Origin of the sequence: Neisseria sp. P0004.S004 (genome assembly GCF_051963335.1) — a bacterium.
GTDB lineage: Bacteria > Pseudomonadota > Gammaproteobacteria > Burkholderiales > Neisseriaceae > Neisseria.
In genome coordinates, this window is record NZ_JBQCUK010000003.1 from 166,993 (window position 1) to 182,486 (window position 15,494).

The window sequence follows — 15,494 nt, forward strand, 5'->3', positions numbered from 1 at the left end:
CTGCGTCGCTGTAAACACGAAAGAACACACTATGACCGTATCTCCCGTAGCCTTGCGCCGTCAAACCGAGCGCAAGCCGCATCCGACTGCGCGTTATTGGAAAAAATGCGATGTCGAGGCTTTGTTTGGACTGCCTTTCCTCGACCTCGTTTTCCAAGCCGCCGAAATCCACCGCCAAAACTTCAACCCGCGCGAAATCCAACTTTCCACCCTGCTCTCCATCAAAACCGGCGGCTGCCCCGAAGACTGCGCCTACTGCCCGCAATCGGCACACCACAACACCAATCTGGGCAAAGAGCAGATGATGGACGTGGACGAAATCGTCGAAAAAGCCAAAATTGCCCAATCACGCGGTGCCAGCCGTTTCTGCATGGGCGCGGCATGGCGCGGCCCTAAACCTAAAGACGTGGCTGTCGTTTCCGAAATCATCAGCGCGGTAAAAAGCTTGGGCATGGAAGTGTGCGGCACCTTCGGCATGCTCGAAGACGGCATGGCTGAAGACTTCAAAAAAGCCGGCCTAGACTACTACAACCACAACCTCGACACCGACCCCGAACGCTACAACGACATCATCCATACGCGCAAACACGAAGACCGCATGGACACTTTGGGCAAAGTCCGCAATGCCGGTTTGAAAGTCTGCTGCGGCGGCATTGTCGGCATGAACGAGACCCGCGCCGAACGCGCCGGCCTGATTGCCAGCCTTGCCAACCTCGATCCGCAGCCCGAAAGCGTGCCGATTAACCAGTTAGTCAAAGTGGAAGGCACGCCGCTGGCCGATGCCGAAGATTTGGACTGGACGGAATTTGTCCGCACCATCGCCGTCGCGCGCATTACCATGCCGCACAGCTACGTCCGCCTCTCCGCAGGCCGCAGCAATATGCCGGAATCCATGCAGGCCATGTGTTTCATGGCGGGCGCAAACTCGATTTTCTACGGCGACAAGCTGCTGACTACGGGCAATCCGGACGAAGACGGCGACCGCCTACTGATGGAAAAATTGAATTTGTATCCGCTACGCTTTGAATTGGAAGAAGAATACAAAGCCGCGCAGGAAACACCTAAAATCAAAGTTAATTATTAACCGCCATGATAAAAGGCCGTCTGAAACTTTCAGACGGCCTTTTATCATGATTCAACATGAAAACTTTCAATCTTCCGTATCCATTCTTCCTTTTCCGCCTCGCTCAAAAACGAAGCGCGGAACGAATTGGCGCACAAGGTTTTGATTTCTTCCGCACTCAAATCCAATGCCTCGGCAAGCGCTTCAAAATTTCGGTTCATATAGCCGCCGAAATACGCCGGATCATCGGAATTGACGGTTACCAACACGCCGCGTTGCAACATACGGCGCAAATTGTGTTTTGCCATCTCCGGAAATACTTTTAATTTCAAATTGCTCAACGGGCAAACGGTCAACGGCATTTGTTCTTTAATCAAACGTGCCATCAACGCCTCGTCTTCTTCCGCCCGTACGCCATGATCGATACGGCGGACATTCAGCAAGTCCAAAGCCTCGTAAACATATTCTGGCGGGCCTTCTTCTCCGGCATGCGCTACCGTCAACAAACCCTCCGCCCGCGCCTGCGCAAACACGCGTTCAAACTTGGACGGCGGATGCCCCAACTCGCTCGAATCCAAGCCTACGCCGATGATGTGTTCTTTATAAGGCAAAGCCTGATTTAAGGTTTCAAATGCGCTTTCTTCCGACAAATGCCGCAGGAAACACATAATCAAACGCGTACTTATGCCCCATTGCTGCTCAGCTTCACGGCAGGCGCGGACAATGCCGTTAATCACGGTTTCAAACGCCACGCCTCGCGCAGTATGGGTTTGCGGATCGAAAAATATTTCCGTATGCACGACATTGTCTTCGCGGCAACGCTCAAGATACGCGCGGGTCAAATCGTAAAAATCTGCCTCGTGCAGCAATACGCCGGCACCGGCATAATAAATATCCAAAAACGACTGCAAATTGTGAAAATCATAAGCCTGCCGTACCGCTTCGACATTTTCATAAGGAATCGCTATGTGGTTGCGCTTAGCGATTTCAAACATCAATTCCGGCTCGAACGTCCCTTCGATATGGACGTGCAGCTCGGCTTTTGGCAAGGCTTGGATAAGTTGTTTGATATTCATATTTTCTCTGTTTTTCGGTTTATATTTAATATTGAAGGCCGTCTGAAATATTCAGACGGCCTTTGACCATTTATCTGTTAAAAACCATTTTCCATCATGATTTCGCCGGGGATGCGGTTGCGGTGCATGGCATAGCCCAAATCCATCAGGGCTTGGAAAGTGTCTTTAACCATTGCCGGATTGCCGCAAACCATAAAGCGCGTATCGGCCTTGGTAAACTTAAAGCCGATTTTTGCTTCCAAACCGCCATTCTTCAGCAATTCGGGAATCCGTTTGCCGCTCAATGCGCCTTCCGTTTCTTCACGAGTAGTGACCGGAACAAAAGTGAATTTATGGAAATATTCTTCAATCAGCGGATGCTCTTTCAAATCGGCAAGGCGTTGGTTGAAAATCAACTCGTCGGCGTAAGAGACGGAATGCGCCAAGACCAAACGGTCGAAACGCTGCCAGATTTCAGGCTGCTCGATAATGGAGAGGAAAGGCGCAATGCCGGAACCCGTGCAGAGCATAACCAAATCCTTGCCGTCGGGGAAACGCTCGGGCAAGAGGAAACCGGTAGCCGTTTTATCCAGCAAAATAGTGTCGCCCTCTTTCATCGCGGCAAAACGCGCCGACATCGGACCGCCTTCGATTAACACTGCGAAATACTCAAGCGTATCGGCGTATTCGGCAGATACGACGGAATACGCGCGCCAAATAAAGCCCTCGCCGTCACGGAAACCGAGCCGCGAAAACTGCCCTGCCGAAAAACGGTAGGACTCAGGGCGGCTGATGGCAAAAGTCATCAGCTTAGGCGTATGGTGTTTGATCCACAAGACTTTTTCTTCTGTAAACTTGGCTTCTGGGGAAGCTGCCATAATAGGTTTCCTTGATATTCGGTATCAGTTTCAAATAGGGCTTATTATAAAGATTCAAAAGGCCGTCTGAAATATTTATTTTCAGACGGCCTTTAAGATTATTCACGGCGCAAACGGATACTGATGCCTTTTTGTTCCAAAATCAAATCATTACCGTCAAAACGATAGTTCCATACGCTTTGTTTGCGCAAAAACGCATTTTCCAGCTTCATGTCTTCACACAGCATTCTGGTTGCCGCAATAGGGCCAAAATCAATTTTATCCGTACCGATTACATTCACTTGGAACATCATGCCGTTGCAACCCATATTGCCATGGGCCTTGGGCATTTCGCTGAAATCTAAATAAGCGTTTTTATCCGCCAATTCTTTTTCGGTGAGTTTATTGAAAGCAACAACACGCCATTTAGCGGCTAAAGTAGGCTGAGCCGTTTGCTGAGTTTGCACCTGCGCGTTAGAGACTTGTTCAGCCTGAGACGCTGAAGGAGATGTACAAGCTGTCAAAACTACCATACTCATCAATGGACCGAATAATGTTTTCATGTCTATCCCTAATTGATTACTAAAGGCCGTCTGAAAAACTATCCACCTTCAGACGGCCTTTAAGCCTTATTTACAAAGTCGTATCCAATGCTTTGGAAATATCGTTCCAAATATCGTCCACATCTTCAATACCGACAGAGAAACGCAGCAGGCCGACTTTGATGCCCATTTCCATTTTTACATCATGCGGCACGCCGCTGTGAGATTGGGAATAGCAATGGTTGACCAGACTTTCCACACCGCCGAGGCTGGAAGCCATTTTGACTAGTTTCATGTTTTTAATCACGCTATTGGCCGCTTCACGCGTGTCGTTTTTGAGATAAACCGTAACCACGCCGCCGATGCCTTTGGGCATTTGTGTTTTGGCGAGTTCGTAATGTTCGTGCGACGGCAGGCCGGGATAAAACACTTTTTCAATGGCAGGATGAGCTTCCAAACGGCGCGCGATTTCGAGTGCGTTTTGGCAATGGGCGTTCATGCGCAGAGCCAGCGTTTTAATACCGCGCAACACCAGCCAGCAGTCCATCGGCCCTGCAATCGCGCCAGTATGCACCATCATGTCGTGCAAAGGCTGCGCCAGCTCTTTGGTTTTGGCCACAACGATGCCCATCAATACGTCGGAATGGCCGCACAAATATTTGGTAGCGGAATGGAACACAAAATCGCAACCCATATCCAACGGCTGTTGCAGATACGGCGTAGCGAATGTGTTGTCGATGCCGACCAGCGCACCGGCCGCTTTGGCTTTCGCGGCAAGGGCTTTGACGTCCACCAAACGTAAAAGCGGGTTGGACGGCGTTTCCAGCCACACCAGTTTGACATTGTGCGCTTTGAGCAACTCGTCCAAATTATCCGGATTGCCCAAATCGGCAAAAACAACGTTCACACCCCATTTTTGATAAACATCGACCAATAAATCATAAGCACCGCCGTAAATATCGGCGACGGCAACAATGGTATCGCCAGGTTGCAGGAAAGTGCGCCACACGGCATCAATCCCCGCCATGCCGCTGGAAAACGCAAAACCGGCCGCACCGTGCTCCAAATCGGCAACGGTATTTTCCAAGATCTGGCGGGTCGGGTTGCTCAGGCGCGAATAGCGGTAAGGAACTTGCTCGCCGATTTCGTGCAGCGCGAACATACTGTTTTGATAAATCGGCGGCATCAGCGCGCGGTTATGTTCGTCGCAATCGTAGCTGGAATGGATGGCTTTCGTGGCGAATTTCATTTGGTCTCTGCCTATGTAGATGTGAATAATCGAAGATTTTATCACTATCTGAAAAATAGAAACAATCAATGCAGGCGGATAAAGCAAGTGATATAATCTCGCATTTGCAAATCGGCCGACACGAGCCGATTCCCCTACACGCATCTCAACAATCCTATCATGAAGGACATACCACGCATGAACGCCATTGCAGACGTGCAATCCAGCCGCGATTTACGCAACCTGCCGATTAATCAGGTCGGCATCAAAGACCTGCGCTTTCCGATTTCCCTCAAAAGCAAAGAAGGCGAACAATCCACCGTCGCCCGCCTGACCATGACGGTTTTCCTGCCTGCCGACCAAAAAGGCACGCATATGTCGCGCTTTGTCGCCCTGATGGAAAAACAAACCGATGCTTTGGATTTCGATACGCTGCGCAAGCTGACTGCCGACATGGTTGCCCTGCTGGATTCGCATTCCGGCAAAATCAGCGTTTCCTTCCCGTTTTTCCGCAAAAAAAGCGCGCCGGTCTCCGGTATCCAATCGCTGCTCGACTATGATGTTACCCTGACCGGCGAAATCAAAAACGGTACATACAGCCACAGCCTGAAAGTGATGGTTCCGGTTACTTCCTTGTGTCCGTGTTCCAAAGAAATTTCCCAATACGGCGCGCACAACCAACGTTCACATGTAACCGTCAGTCTGATTGCGAATGCGGATGTAGGTATTGAAGAAATTATCGATTACGTTGAAGCACAGGCAAGCTGCCAGCTCTACGGCTTGCTCAAACGCCCTGACGAAAAGTATGTAACGGAAAAAGCATACGAAAATCCGAAGTTTGTCGAAGACATGGTTCGTGATGTGGCCACGGTGTTAATAGCCGACAAACGCATCGAATCATTTGTCGTCGAAAGCGAAAACTTCGAATCGATACACAACCATTCTGCTTACGCTTATATCGCTTATCCTTAAAGTCAAGCCGAATAGCAACAAAGGCCGTCTGAACATTTCAGACGGCCTTTGGCATAAATTGAACGATAACATGAGACTATCGCTCATGTACGGTTAACTGCAATCCGATATAATTCAAAAGAATTAGACAACTCGCGTAATCTTTAACTTAAATTAAGCCGATTGTTTTCCCCATCATTTATAATGACGGTTTCTCAACGGCATATCCGTGGATATTATGAAAAAATTCCTTTATTTCCTCATTGCATTTTTAGGCTTGAGCAGCTTCGCATTCGCAGTAGATGCCAATGATTTGCTGCCACCCGAGCAAGCCTTTGTGCCTCAAGTCAATGTAACTGATCAAGGCGTCAGCGTGCAGTTCAAAATCGCTGACGGCTACTATATGTACCAGTCCAAAATCGTTGCAGCGACCAATCCGGACAAAGTCTTGGCCGAACCCAAATTCAGCAAAGGCGAAGAAAAAGAAGACGAATTCTTTGGCAAACAAACGGTTTACCACCATACCGCACAGGTTGACCTGCCTTACAAACAAGCCGTGCCGCAATACAAACTGACGCTGACTTATCAAGGCTGCGCCGAGGCTGGTGTGTGTTATCCGCCTGTGGATACCGAGTTTGACGTAAAAGGCAACGGGGTTTACCAGCCGCAAAGCGATGAGCCGGTTTCTGCCAAAGACCGCTTTTTGCAACCGTCCGCCTCTTCAGACGGCCCAATGCCTGCCCAGCCCGGTGCAAACAATCCCGACAGCAGCCGCTTCAAGCTCTCTTGGGATACTTTAAACGCCAACCTGTTGGCGTTTTTTGTCGCAGGTTTGGGCTTAAGCTTTACCGCCTGTATGTATCCGCTCCTGCCGATTGTTTCCAGTATTGTTGTGGGCGATAAAAAAGCCGGCAAAGGCCGCGCGTTTACCTTGTCTATGGTTTATGTACAAGGTTTGGCATTGACCTACACCTTGGTCGGCGTGATTGCCGGTTTGACCGGTGCGCTGTTGACCGTATGGCTGCAACAGCCTTGGGTCGTACTTGCCGCCGCTGCGTTGATGGTGGTATTGGCGCTGTCGATGTTCGGCTTCTTCAATATCCAGCTACCCAACTCTGTCCAATCCTATTTCCAAAATCAAAGCAGCAAACTCTCCGGCGGTAAAATCGTTTCTGTCTTTATCATGGGTATTTTGTCCGCGCTGATTGTCGGCCCGTGCGTTGCGCCTCCGCTGGCGTTTGCTTTAGGCTATATCGGCCAAACCGGCGATGCCGTGTTGGGCGGCCTCGCGCTTTATGTTTTGGCACTCGGCACCGGCGTGCCGCTCATCATCATCGGCACATTCGGCGGCCATATCCTGCCTAAAGCAGGCGACTGGATGAACGGCATCAAATACGCATTCGGCTTCATTTTGCTGGCCGTTGCCGTATATCTCGCCACGCCGCATCTGCCCTATTTCGCAGTAGTCGGCCTCTACACCTTGCTGATGATTGTTCCCGCCCTGATGCTTTTGACAAAATCAGGCAAACAAAAAGGCCGTCTGAAAACAGTTGCCGCCGTATTGGGCTTTTTACTGCTGATTGGCGGCTCGTGGTTTGGCTGGCAAAGCTTCAATAAACAAACCACCGCCCTGCACCACTTCTTAACGCTGGTTCCGCCATCCGAAGCCGGCCAAGAAACCGACCACGGCAAGATGTTTACCGATGTCGGCGAACTTAAAGCCGCTATGGATGCCGCCTTGAAAGCCGACCCAAGCAAGCCCGTGCTGATTGATTTCTACGCCGACTGGTGCGTATCCTGCAAAGAAATGGCCGCCTATACGCTCAACCAGCCGCAGGTACACGAAGCAGTCGATATGCAACGCTTCTTCCAAATCGACGTAACCGCCAACACTCCAGACCATCAGGCCTTACTGAAAGAATACGGCCTCTTCGGCCCTCCGGGCGTGTTTGTTGTCCGCTCCGACGGCAGTCATAGCGAACCCTTATTAGGTTTTGTCAAACCCGATGCCTTCATCGAATGGTATCGCCAAAACGAGAAATAGCCGTCTATAAAAAGGCCGTCTGAAAACAGATTTTCAGACGGCCTTTTCATATGTTCAAAAATTAAAACTCATCTTGATGCCAACGCGTAGAACGCAAAATGCCGGAATCCACATCTTGAATATTGCGATGGCCGGTAAACGCCATGGAAATATCCATTTCTTTGTACAGAATTTCCAGAGCACGGGTGACACCTTCTTCGCCGTATGCACCCAAGCCATACAGGAACGCGCGGCCTATCATCGTACCTTTCGCACCCAAAGCCCAAGCCTTCAAAATATCCTGACCGCTGCGGATACCGCTATCCATCCAAACCTCGATGTCGCTGCCTACCGCGCTGACCACATCAGGCAAAGCCTTAATGGCAGACACAGTATCGTCAAGCTGACGGCCGCCATGATTGGAAACGACCAATGCATCCGCGCCGCTTTTCGCTGCCTTTTCCGCATCTTCAGGTTCCATAATGCCTTTGATAATCAGCTTGCCGCCCCACAAATCTTTAATGCGCGCCACATCGTCCCAGCTCAGACGCGGGTCGAATTGTTCGGAAGTCCATGAAGACAGCGAAGACAAATCGCCCACGTTTTTGGCGTGTCCGACGATATTGCGGAAGGTACGGCGTTCCGTGTTCAGCATTTTCATACACCATTCCGGTTTGGTCGCCAGATTGATTAAATTGGCGATGGTCGGTTTCGGTGGCGCAGACAGGCCGTTTTTGATGTCTTTGTGGCGCTGACCCAAAACCTGCAAATCGGCTGTCAATACCAAAGCCGAACAATTAGCATCCTTCGCACGCTTAATCAGGTTCTCCATAAACTCGCGGTCGCGCATCACATAAAGCTGAAACCAAAACGGCGAGCTGGTGTTTTCAGCTACATCTTCAATCGAACAAATAGACATGGTCGACAGCGTAAACGGAATACCAAATTTTTCCGCCGCCCGTGCCGCCAAGATTTCGCCGTCGGCATGCGCCATGCCCGTGAAACCGGTCGGCGCAATCGCTACCGGCATTTTCACATCCTGCCCAATCATTTTGGTTTCGAGACTGCGTCCCTCCATATTAACCAATACCTTTTGGCGGAAACGGATGTCTTTGAAATCCGAAGTATTTTCACGATAAGTAGTTTCCGTCCAAGAGCCTGAGTCAATATAGTCATAAAACATACGCGGCATTTTACGTTTGGCAACAAGGCGCAAGTCTTCGATACAGGTTATTTTGCTTAAATCACATTTCATTGTCGATTGCCTCTGTTCAAGTAAAGACGGATGGTTCAGGCCGTCTGAATATTTCAAACAACCCTTTGCTCTGCTCCATCAAAACAACTAAATTTTAAGAATAATTTTGATAATCTATATCACTATAAATATTAAATCAAAACATTTTAACCCTGATATTTGTAGGGTTGATAGCCTTTTTTCAGACGACCTTAAATCCAAATTACAGAAAAATAAAGAAAATATTTTCCGATTTAAAAATCAGCCAATGCCACCATTTAAACAAACAATCAAACCGAGCCGCCACATACTTGACTGAAACACTCAGATATTAGACAATTCCCCCCACTAATAAAAACGCCCACACAGGCAACCACACCATGAGACTGACTACCAAAGGGCGATTTGCAGTAACCGCCATGATAGATTTGGCGATGAACGCGCAAACCGGTGCTGTCAAACTCAGTGCCATCAGCGAACGACAAAGCATATCGCTCTCCTACCTCGAACAATTATTCAGCAAGTTGCGCCGTGCCGGATTGGTTGAAAGCCTACGCGGCCCAGGCGGAGGCTATATCCTTGCCGCACCCGCCGAGCAAATCAATATTGCACAAATCATCTCCGCAGCCGAAGACCGACTGGATGCCACACAATGCGGCAGCAAAGCAAACTGCCACCACGGCGCCCCCTGTCTGACCCATGACCTTTGGGAAAACTTAAACAAAACCATCAATGATTACCTCAGCGGCGTTACGCTGCAAAGCATCATTGAACAAAAAAACTGCAGCGACAGCAGTCATGTCGTTACCTTTACACACATTCATTAAACCGACCTACGGCAAAGACCGCAGGCAGATGACCCAACGAAAGAGCAAACCATGACCGTCAAAACCCCTGTATACCTCGACTACGCCGCCACAACCCCCGTTGACAAACGCGTTGCCGAAAAAATGATTCCCTACCTGACCGAAACCTTCGGCAACCCCGCTTCCAACAGCCACGCATTCGGCTGGGAAGCAGAAGAGGCCGTCGAAAAAGCTCGCGCCGACATCGCCGCCCTGATTAACGCCGACCCCAAAGAAATCATCTTCACCAGCGGCGCGACCGAGTCCGACAACCTTGCCATCAAAGGCGCGGCAAACTTCTACAAAACCAAAGGCAAACACCTCATCACCGTCAAAACCGAGCACAAAGCCGTGCTTGACACCATGCGCGAACTCGAACGCCAAGGCTTTGAAGTAACTTATCTGGACGTACAAGAAAACGGCTTGGTTGATTTAGACGTACTGAAAGCCGCCATCCGCGAAGACACCATCCTGATTTCCGTGATGTGGGTGAATAACGAAATCGGCGTAGTACAAGACATTCCCGCCATCGGCGAAATCTGCCGCGAACGCAAAATCATTTTCCACGTCGATGCCGCCCAAGCCTGCGGCAAAGTGCCTGTCGACGTTGAAGCCGCCAAAGTTGATTTGCTGTCCATGTCCGGCCACAAAGTATACGGCCCTAAAGGCATCGGCGCCCTGTACGTCCGCCGCAAACCACGCGTGCGTCTCGAAGCCCAAATGCACGGTGGCGGCCACGAACGCGGCTTCCGCAGCGGCACCCTGCCGACCCATCAAATCGTCGGCATGGGCGAAGCCTTCCGCATCGCCAAAGAAGAACTCGAGCAAGACATGGCGCACTACCGCAAACTGCGCGACATCTTCCTCAAAGGCATCGAAGGCATCGAAGAAGTCTATATCAACGGCGACCTTGAACACCGCGCTCCAAACAACCTGAACGTCAGCTTCAACTTCGTCGAAGGCGAAAGCTTGATCATGGCAGTGAAAGAACTCGCCGTGTCCAGCGGCTCCGCCTGCACCTCCGCCAGCCTTGAGCCAAGCTACGTTTTACGCGCACTCGGCCGCAACGACGAATTGGCACACTCATCCCTGCGCATCACCTTCGGCCGCATGACCACCGAAGAAGAAGTGCAGTTTGCAGCAGAACTGATCAAATCCAAAATCGGCAAACTGCGCGAACTGTCTCCGCTGTGGGAAATGTTTAAAGAAGGTATCGATTTGAACTCGATTGAATGGGCGGCGCATTAATCTTCATTTATAAAAGGCCGTCTGAAAATCAATAAAACTTTTCAGACGACCTATATATAAATTTCCTTTAATATCCTAGCCTTAAAGACATAAAAATGGACGAACAAGAACTTGACCTCGACAATCTCGACAACCTGCTTGAAGATTTTGACGGCGTTATCGTAGAAGGTGGCGTCGATTCAGAAAATGACGACGGCTGCGAAGGCGGCGCGTGCAAAATCTAACTTAGGCCGTCTGAATATCAGTAAACAAACCATTTACACCATTAAAAACATTAAGGAAACCACATCATGGCATACAGCGATAAAGTAATCGATCACTACGAAAATCCCCGCAACGTCGGTACTTTCGACAAAAATGACGAGTCTGTCGGCACCGGCATGGTCGGCGCGCCGGCCTGCGGCGACGTGATGCGCCTGCAAATCAAAGTGAACGACGAAGGCATCATCGAAGATGCGAAATTCAAAACCTACGGCTGCGGTTCGGCTATCGCTTCGTCCAGCCTGATTACCGAGTGGGTCAAAGGTAAAAGTCTGGATGACGCGCTGGCAATCAAAAACAGCGAAATCGCCGAAGAACTGGAACTGCCGCCGGTAAAAATCCACTGCTCTATCTTGGCTGAAGATGCAGTGAAAGCGGCTGTTGCCGACTACCGCAAACGTCAGGAAAATAAATAACCAGATTCAGCATACCTTGGTCGGCAGGTTCTCCCAAGATTCCGGCGAGTCTTTGAGAAAAGCAAATCTGACGGTTTATTCCCCTCTTCTTTCGTGAACCAAAACCAAGTATGCAGAAACTTCATCGCTTTGAAGTTACCGCCTAATTTGGGACTGCCTGCCAATCTATCCCCTCTCCCCGTGGGAGAGGGTTAGGGGGCGATAAGCCGCAGGTTTATATTTAATCGTTATACCTGCAAAATCAAAGAAGACGATATGCCTTTTACTGATGAAGAAGCCCAATCCCTGCTTGCCGTCAAAGGCATAGGCAAAACCGTATTGCAGCGTTTGCAGCAAATGGGGTTGGATGATATTACCAAGCTGGCGGTGGCGGATTTGGACGATATTTTGGAACAGGGCGCACAATTGACCGGCTCAACCTGTTGGAAAAACAGTCCGCAGGCTAAAGCTGCCATTGCCGCCGCAATAGAGTGGGCAAAACAGCGTTTTCAGACGGCCTGAAACTCAAGAGGCCGTCTGAAATAAAAACTGGCAAACAGAAAATAATTGCGAAATGAGGAAAAAAGTATGATTACCATCACAGAAAACGCAGCCAAATACATCAATAACTACCTGACTAAACGCGGCAAAGGCTTGGGCGTGCGCTTGGGTGTGAAAACCAGCGGCTGCTCAGGCATGGCATACAACCTTGAATTTGTCGATGAAGCGAACGAGGACGACCTGATTTTTGAAGAACACGGCGCGCGCATTTATATCGACCCAAAAAGCTTGGTTTATCTGGACGGCACGCAAGTCGATTACACCAAAGAAGGTTTGCAGGAAGGTTTCAAATTTGAAAACCCCAATGTCAAAGACTCTTGCGGCTGCGGAGAGAGCTTCCACGTTTAAGACATAAAAATGGCGGGACAGTATCAAAACCGTCCCGCCATTTTTTCGCTTCCTGCCTGTTGTAGCTGCCTTTGCCTTTTCTTTTCCGTTCCACCTTGTGTCGGAACAAATCGGATTTCACTAAGGCTTTTAAAGCATTGTCGCGTATTTTGCCTTTATTGTGTTGTACTTTACTGCTCATATTCAGTCCTTTTGGTTAAGAATCAGCGAATTATAAGGCAAAATCAGGCTTCTGCCGAAAATTTCATATTAATTATCCCGCCATGTCTCAATATTTCACACTCTTCCAGCTTGAACCCGCTTTCAATATCGACGCCGAAAACTTGGATCAAACCTACCGCGCCTTGGCTGCCCGATTCCATCCTGACAAATTCGCTTCAGCCTCCGCCTTCGAGCAAAAACAGGCTGTGATGATGTCGTCCACCATCAACGAAGCCTACCGTACCTTAAAAAATCCTATCGACCGCGCTGCGTACCTGTTGAAAATGCAAGGTATCGATGCTGACGCACCTGAACATACTTCTTTCCCTCCGGAATTCCTCATGCAGCAAATGGAATGGCGAGAAACATTGATGGATGCTCAGATGGAACAAAATCATGATGCCATCCGAGCATTGGATCAAGAAATCCAAAATGCACAAAACAACCTATATCAAGATTTGCAACAAGCATTTGAACAGCAGGATTATGAATCGGCTGCACAATGGGTACGGCATGGACGCTTTCTTAGTAAGCTTCGCAAAGAAATTGCTTCAATCTTATAAAACGTATCGCTTACGCTATACCCAAGTCTTATAAGCAAATGACTTTATAAGATACTTTGGATTTATCTCCATTATTTGAATTTATAGCCGCTTACATCAAACAAAAACCGTATCAGATTTGTCTGATACGGTTTTCTTATATTTAATATGCGCTATGATTAGCGTTTTTTACCGGTAACAGTAGCAACAGCCAAGTTTTCGTTACGTTTCAGAGAAACGCTTTCAACACCCTCCGGCAGTTTGATGTCTGACAAGTGCAGAATGTCGCCAGCAACTACTGATGTACAATCCAACTCCAAGAAAGCAGGAATGTTTACAGGCAAAGCAATTACTTCAACGGAAGTGTTCAACAGAGATACGCGGCCACCTTGCAGTTTAACAGCTTGAGAGTTTTCAGCGTTAACAATGTGCAGAGGAACGCGGATGCGTACAGGTTGATCAGCTTTCACAGCTTGGAAGTCGATGTGTTGAACTTCGCGACGGAATGGGTGCATTTGGAAGTCACGCACGATAACGTCTTTGGTTTCACCGTTCAGAGACAGTTTAATCAAAGCGGTATGGAAAGATTCTTTTTCCAATGCGTAGAATACAGTTTTGTGGTCTACAGCGATAGCAACAGGCTCTTGACCTTCACCGTACAGAATGCCAGGGATTTGGCCTTCGCGACGCAGGCGGCGGCTCGCACCAGTGCCTTGGGCTTCGCGTACAGAGGCTTGAATTTCGTAAGTCATGTTTAATACTCCAATTTAGATAAAATCGTCGTCATCGGCCGCGACCAGCTTAAGACGACATGGGGTTATGGCAGCAACATGCTGCCTGTCATCACTTCTTCATTAAAAAGATATGAGACGGATTCTTCATTGCTGATACGGCGTACCGTTTCAGCCAGCAAACCGGCAATAGTTACTTGACGGATGCGTTCACATTTTTTAGCTGCTTCAGACAACGGAATCGTATCTGTCACAACTACTTGGTCAATTTCGGAAGAAGCAATTCGATTCACTGCTTCACCGGAGAATACTGCATGGCTGGCGTATGCCAGTACACGATCTGCACCGCGCTCTTTCAGGGCAACGGCTGCTTTACACAAAGTATTTGCCGTATCGATCATATCATCTACGATCAAGCAAGTACGGCCTTGAATGTCGCCAATGATGTTCATCACTTCAGCCACGTTGGCTTTAGGACGGCGTTTATCGATAATGGCCAAATCAGCATTTAAAGATTTAGCAACAGCGCGCGCACGTACAACACCACCGATATCAGGGCTGACGACGGTCAAATTATCAATGCGTTGCTGTTTAATATCGTTCAATAAAATCGGGGTAGCGTAAATATTATCTACCGGAATATCAAAGAAACCTTGAATTTGGTCGGCATGCAAGTCAACAGTCAGCACACGGTCAATACCGGCAGAGTACAACATGTTTGCCACTAATTTGGCGGAAATCGGTACACGGGCAGAGCGTGGACGGCGATCTTGGCGCGCATAGCCAAAGTAAGGAATCGCAGCGGTAATACGACCGGCAGAAGCACGTTTGAGTGCATCGGCCATAGTCAAAACTTCCATCAGGTTATCATTGGTAGGCGCACAAGTAGGTTGCAAAATAAACACATCGCGACCACGCACATTTTCCAACAATTCAATGGCCACTTCGCCATCAGAGAATTTGGAAACGGTGGCTTCACCGAGTGAAATATCCAAATGTTTGACAACACGTTGCGCCAATTCCGGATTTGCATTACCGGTAAACACCATTAAACTGTCATAAGCAGCCATATCTTCACCTGATTCTAGATTTGATTTACGCTCAGAAAACATTACGCTTCTCTTTGCCCTATGTCTAAGACACTAATTACGCGATTATACGCGTAAAGACGGGTAAAAAAAAGTTTTTCAGCGTTATTTTTCCCTTAGCGTAAAAAAGCGTGTAAGAAAACTTACACGCTTTTATTTGGCTGGGGAGGAAGGATTCGAACCTTCGCATGCTGGAATCAAAATCCAGTGTCTTAACCGCTTGACGACTCCCCAATAAAGGGTGTTGGCTGGGGAGGAAGGATTCGAACCTTCGCATGCTGGAATCAAAATCCAGTGTCTTAACCGCTTGACGACTCCCCA

18 protein-coding genes and 2 tRNA genes are annotated in these 15,494 nt (G+C 48.8%); 10 read left to right on the top strand and 10 right to left on the bottom strand.

What is annotated here, in order from left to right; genetic code table 11:
- The first annotated feature begins 31 nt into the window (after nt 1-31).
- Nucleotides 32-1,084 carry a biotin synthase BioB gene (gene bioB, locus ACTHRY_RS03655; protein ID WP_049322253.1) on the top strand — a complete coding sequence of 351 codons (1,053 nt, stop codon included), beginning with the start codon at nt 32-34 and terminating at the stop codon, nt 1,082-1,084.
- 44 nt (nt 1,085-1,128) lie between these two features.
- On the opposite strand, the gene ACTHRY_RS03660 is transcribed toward bioB, so the two are convergent.
- The 4 genes from ACTHRY_RS03660 to ACTHRY_RS03675 form a co-directional block, all read right to left on the bottom strand.
- A complete protein-coding gene (locus ACTHRY_RS03660) occupies nt 1,129-2,139 on the bottom strand; it encodes an adenosine deaminase (RefSeq protein ID WP_049322252.1) in 1,011 nt (336 codons plus the stop codon).
- 77 nt (nt 2,140-2,216) lie between these two features.
- The gene (locus ACTHRY_RS03665) at nt 2,217-2,996 is read right to left on the bottom strand and encodes a ferredoxin--NADP reductase (protein WP_049322251.1); all 780 of its coding nucleotides are present in this window, start codon (nt 2,994-2,996) and stop codon (nt 2,217-2,219) included.
- A 98-nt stretch (nt 2,997-3,094) separates the two neighbouring features.
- Nucleotides 3,095-3,538, bottom strand: coding sequence for an META domain-containing protein (locus ACTHRY_RS03670; RefSeq protein ID WP_049322250.1), 444 nt, complete (start codon nt 3,536-3,538; stop codon nt 3,095-3,097).
- A 70-nt stretch (nt 3,539-3,608) separates the two neighbouring features.
- Nucleotides 3,609-4,766, bottom strand: a complete 1,158-nt coding sequence (locus ACTHRY_RS03675) for a trans-sulfuration enzyme family protein (RefSeq protein ID WP_049322247.1) — start codon at nt 4,764-4,766, stop codon at nt 3,609-3,611.
- A 177-nt stretch (nt 4,767-4,943) separates the two neighbouring features.
- Here ACTHRY_RS03675 and folE2 point away from each other — a divergent pair, with 177 nt between their 5' ends.
- Both folE2 and dsbD read left to right on the top strand, forming a co-directional pair.
- Nucleotides 4,944-5,717: a GTP cyclohydrolase FolE2 gene (folE2, locus tag ACTHRY_RS03680; RefSeq protein WP_049322246.1), complete on the top strand. Its 774-nt coding sequence runs from the start codon at nt 4,944-4,946 to the stop codon at nt 5,715-5,717.
- A gap of 217 nt (nt 5,718-5,934) precedes the next feature.
- Complete coding sequence (dsbD, locus tag ACTHRY_RS03685; RefSeq protein WP_049322245.1) at nt 5,935-7,740, top strand: protein-disulfide reductase DsbD; 1,806 nt, start codon at nt 5,935-5,937, stop codon at nt 7,738-7,740.
- Nucleotides 7,741-7,801: 61 nt separating this feature from the next.
- On the opposite strand, the gene ACTHRY_RS03690 is transcribed toward dsbD, so the two are convergent.
- Nucleotides 7,802-8,974 carry an alpha-hydroxy acid oxidase gene (locus ACTHRY_RS03690; RefSeq protein ID WP_049322244.1) on the bottom strand — a complete coding sequence of 391 codons (1,173 nt, stop codon included), beginning with the start codon at nt 8,972-8,974 and terminating at the stop codon, nt 7,802-7,804.
- 359 nt (nt 8,975-9,333) lie between these two features.
- Here ACTHRY_RS03690 and iscR point away from each other — a divergent pair, with 359 nt between their 5' ends.
- The 6 genes from iscR (at nt 9,334) to iscA (ending at nt 12,611) form a co-directional block, all read left to right on the top strand.
- The gene (gene iscR, locus ACTHRY_RS03695) at nt 9,334-9,780 is read left to right on the top strand and encodes a Fe-S cluster assembly transcriptional regulator IscR (protein WP_003746476.1); all 447 of its coding nucleotides are present in this window, start codon (nt 9,334-9,336) and stop codon (nt 9,778-9,780) included.
- A gap of 51 nt (nt 9,781-9,831) precedes the next feature.
- Nucleotides 9,832-11,046, top strand: a complete 1,215-nt coding sequence (locus ACTHRY_RS03700) for an IscS subfamily cysteine desulfurase (RefSeq protein WP_049322243.1) — start codon at nt 9,832-9,834, stop codon at nt 11,044-11,046.
- A gap of 95 nt (nt 11,047-11,141) precedes the next feature.
- A complete protein-coding gene (locus ACTHRY_RS03705) occupies nt 11,142-11,270 on the top strand; it encodes a hypothetical protein (RefSeq protein WP_049322242.1) in 129 nt (42 codons plus the stop codon).
- A gap of 66 nt (nt 11,271-11,336) precedes the next feature.
- Entirely contained in the window at nt 11,337-11,723 is a 387-nt protein-coding gene (gene iscU / locus ACTHRY_RS03710; protein ID WP_003674559.1) for a Fe-S cluster assembly scaffold IscU, read from the top strand.
- Nucleotides 11,724-11,978: 255 nt separating this feature from the next.
- A complete protein-coding gene (locus ACTHRY_RS03715) occupies nt 11,979-12,224 on the top strand; it encodes a recombinase RecA (protein ID WP_049322241.1) in 246 nt (81 codons plus the stop codon).
- 66 nt (nt 12,225-12,290) lie between these two features.
- Nucleotides 12,291-12,611 (top strand): iron-sulfur cluster assembly protein IscA, encoded by a 321-nt coding sequence (gene iscA / locus ACTHRY_RS03720; protein ID WP_003680782.1) that lies wholly within the window; start codon nt 12,291-12,293, stop codon nt 12,609-12,611.
- On the opposite strand, the gene ACTHRY_RS03725 is transcribed toward iscA, so the two are convergent.
- The gene (locus tag ACTHRY_RS03725) at nt 12,571-12,792 is read right to left on the bottom strand and encodes an alternative ribosome-rescue factor A (RefSeq protein WP_049322240.1); all 222 of its coding nucleotides are present in this window, start codon (nt 12,790-12,792) and stop codon (nt 12,571-12,573) included. The two genes, iscA and ACTHRY_RS03725, sit on opposite strands and share 41 nt — an antisense overlap.
- Nucleotides 12,793-12,874: 82 nt before the next feature.
- On the opposite strand from ACTHRY_RS03725, the gene hscB reads away from it, so the two are divergent.
- On the top strand, nt 12,875-13,375 hold the full coding sequence (hscB, locus tag ACTHRY_RS03730; RefSeq protein WP_049322239.1) for a Fe-S protein assembly co-chaperone HscB: 501 nt from the start codon (nt 12,875-12,877) through the stop codon (nt 13,373-13,375).
- A 158-nt stretch (nt 13,376-13,533) separates the two neighbouring features.
- On the opposite strand, the gene ACTHRY_RS03735 is transcribed toward hscB, so the two are convergent.
- From ACTHRY_RS03735 to ACTHRY_RS03750, 4 genes are all read right to left on the bottom strand, one after another.
- Nucleotides 13,534-14,106 carry a 50S ribosomal protein L25/general stress protein Ctc gene (locus ACTHRY_RS03735; protein ID WP_049322238.1) on the bottom strand — a complete coding sequence of 191 codons (573 nt, stop codon included), beginning with the start codon at nt 14,104-14,106 and terminating at the stop codon, nt 13,534-13,536.
- 65 nt (nt 14,107-14,171) lie between these two features.
- Nucleotides 14,172-15,155: a ribose-phosphate pyrophosphokinase gene (locus ACTHRY_RS03740; protein ID WP_107831933.1), complete on the bottom strand. Its 984-nt coding sequence runs from the start codon at nt 15,153-15,155 to the stop codon at nt 14,172-14,174.
- Nucleotides 15,156-15,331: 176 nt separating this feature from the next.
- Nucleotides 15,332-15,407 (bottom strand) — tRNA-Gln (locus tag ACTHRY_RS03745).
- An 11-nt stretch (nt 15,408-15,418) separates the two neighbouring features.
- Nucleotides 15,419-15,494: transfer RNA gene (locus ACTHRY_RS03750), tRNA-Gln, on the bottom strand.

Excerpts from the sequence above, each read along its gene's own strand:
- bioB (WP_049322253.1), top strand. The coding sequence starts at position 32 with ATGACCGTATCTCCCGTAGCCTTGCGCCGTCAAACCGAGCGCAAGCCG.
- ACTHRY_RS03660 (WP_049322252.1), bottom strand. The coding sequence starts at position 2,139 with ATGAATATCAAACAACTTATCCAAGCCTTGCCAAAAGCCGAGCTGCAC.
- ACTHRY_RS03665 (WP_049322251.1), bottom strand. The coding sequence starts at position 2,996 with ATGGCAGCTTCCCCAGAAGCCAAGTTTACAGAAGAAAAAGTCTTGTGG.
- ACTHRY_RS03670 (WP_049322250.1), bottom strand. The coding sequence starts at position 3,538 with ATGAAAACATTATTCGGTCCATTGATGAGTATGGTAGTTTTGACAGCT.
- ACTHRY_RS03675 (WP_049322247.1), bottom strand. The coding sequence starts at position 4,766 with ATGAAATTCGCCACGAAAGCCATCCATTCCAGCTACGATTGCGACGAA.
- folE2 (WP_049322246.1), top strand. The coding sequence starts at position 4,944 with ATGAACGCCATTGCAGACGTGCAATCCAGCCGCGATTTACGCAACCTG.
- dsbD (WP_049322245.1), top strand. The coding sequence starts at position 5,935 with ATGAAAAAATTCCTTTATTTCCTCATTGCATTTTTAGGCTTGAGCAGC.
- ACTHRY_RS03690 (WP_049322244.1), bottom strand. The coding sequence starts at position 8,974 with ATGAAATGTGATTTAAGCAAAATAACCTGTATCGAAGACTTGCGCCTT.
- iscR (WP_003746476.1), top strand. The coding sequence starts at position 9,334 with ATGAGACTGACTACCAAAGGGCGATTTGCAGTAACCGCCATGATAGAT.
- ACTHRY_RS03700 (WP_049322243.1), top strand. The coding sequence starts at position 9,832 with ATGACCGTCAAAACCCCTGTATACCTCGACTACGCCGCCACAACCCCC.
- ACTHRY_RS03705 (WP_049322242.1), top strand. The coding sequence starts at position 11,142 with ATGGACGAACAAGAACTTGACCTCGACAATCTCGACAACCTGCTTGAA.
- iscU (WP_003674559.1), top strand. The coding sequence starts at position 11,337 with ATGGCATACAGCGATAAAGTAATCGATCACTACGAAAATCCCCGCAAC.
- ACTHRY_RS03715 (WP_049322241.1), top strand. The coding sequence starts at position 11,979 with ATGCCTTTTACTGATGAAGAAGCCCAATCCCTGCTTGCCGTCAAAGGC.
- iscA (WP_003680782.1), top strand. The coding sequence starts at position 12,291 with ATGATTACCATCACAGAAAACGCAGCCAAATACATCAATAACTACCTG.
- ACTHRY_RS03725 (WP_049322240.1), bottom strand. The coding sequence starts at position 12,792 with ATGAGCAGTAAAGTACAACACAATAAAGGCAAAATACGCGACAATGCT.
- hscB (WP_049322239.1), top strand. The coding sequence starts at position 12,875 with ATGTCTCAATATTTCACACTCTTCCAGCTTGAACCCGCTTTCAATATC.
- ACTHRY_RS03735 (WP_049322238.1), bottom strand. The coding sequence starts at position 14,106 with ATGACTTACGAAATTCAAGCCTCTGTACGCGAAGCCCAAGGCACTGGT.
- ACTHRY_RS03740 (WP_107831933.1), bottom strand. The coding sequence starts at position 15,155 with ATGGCTGCTTATGACAGTTTAATGGTGTTTACCGGTAATGCAAATCCG.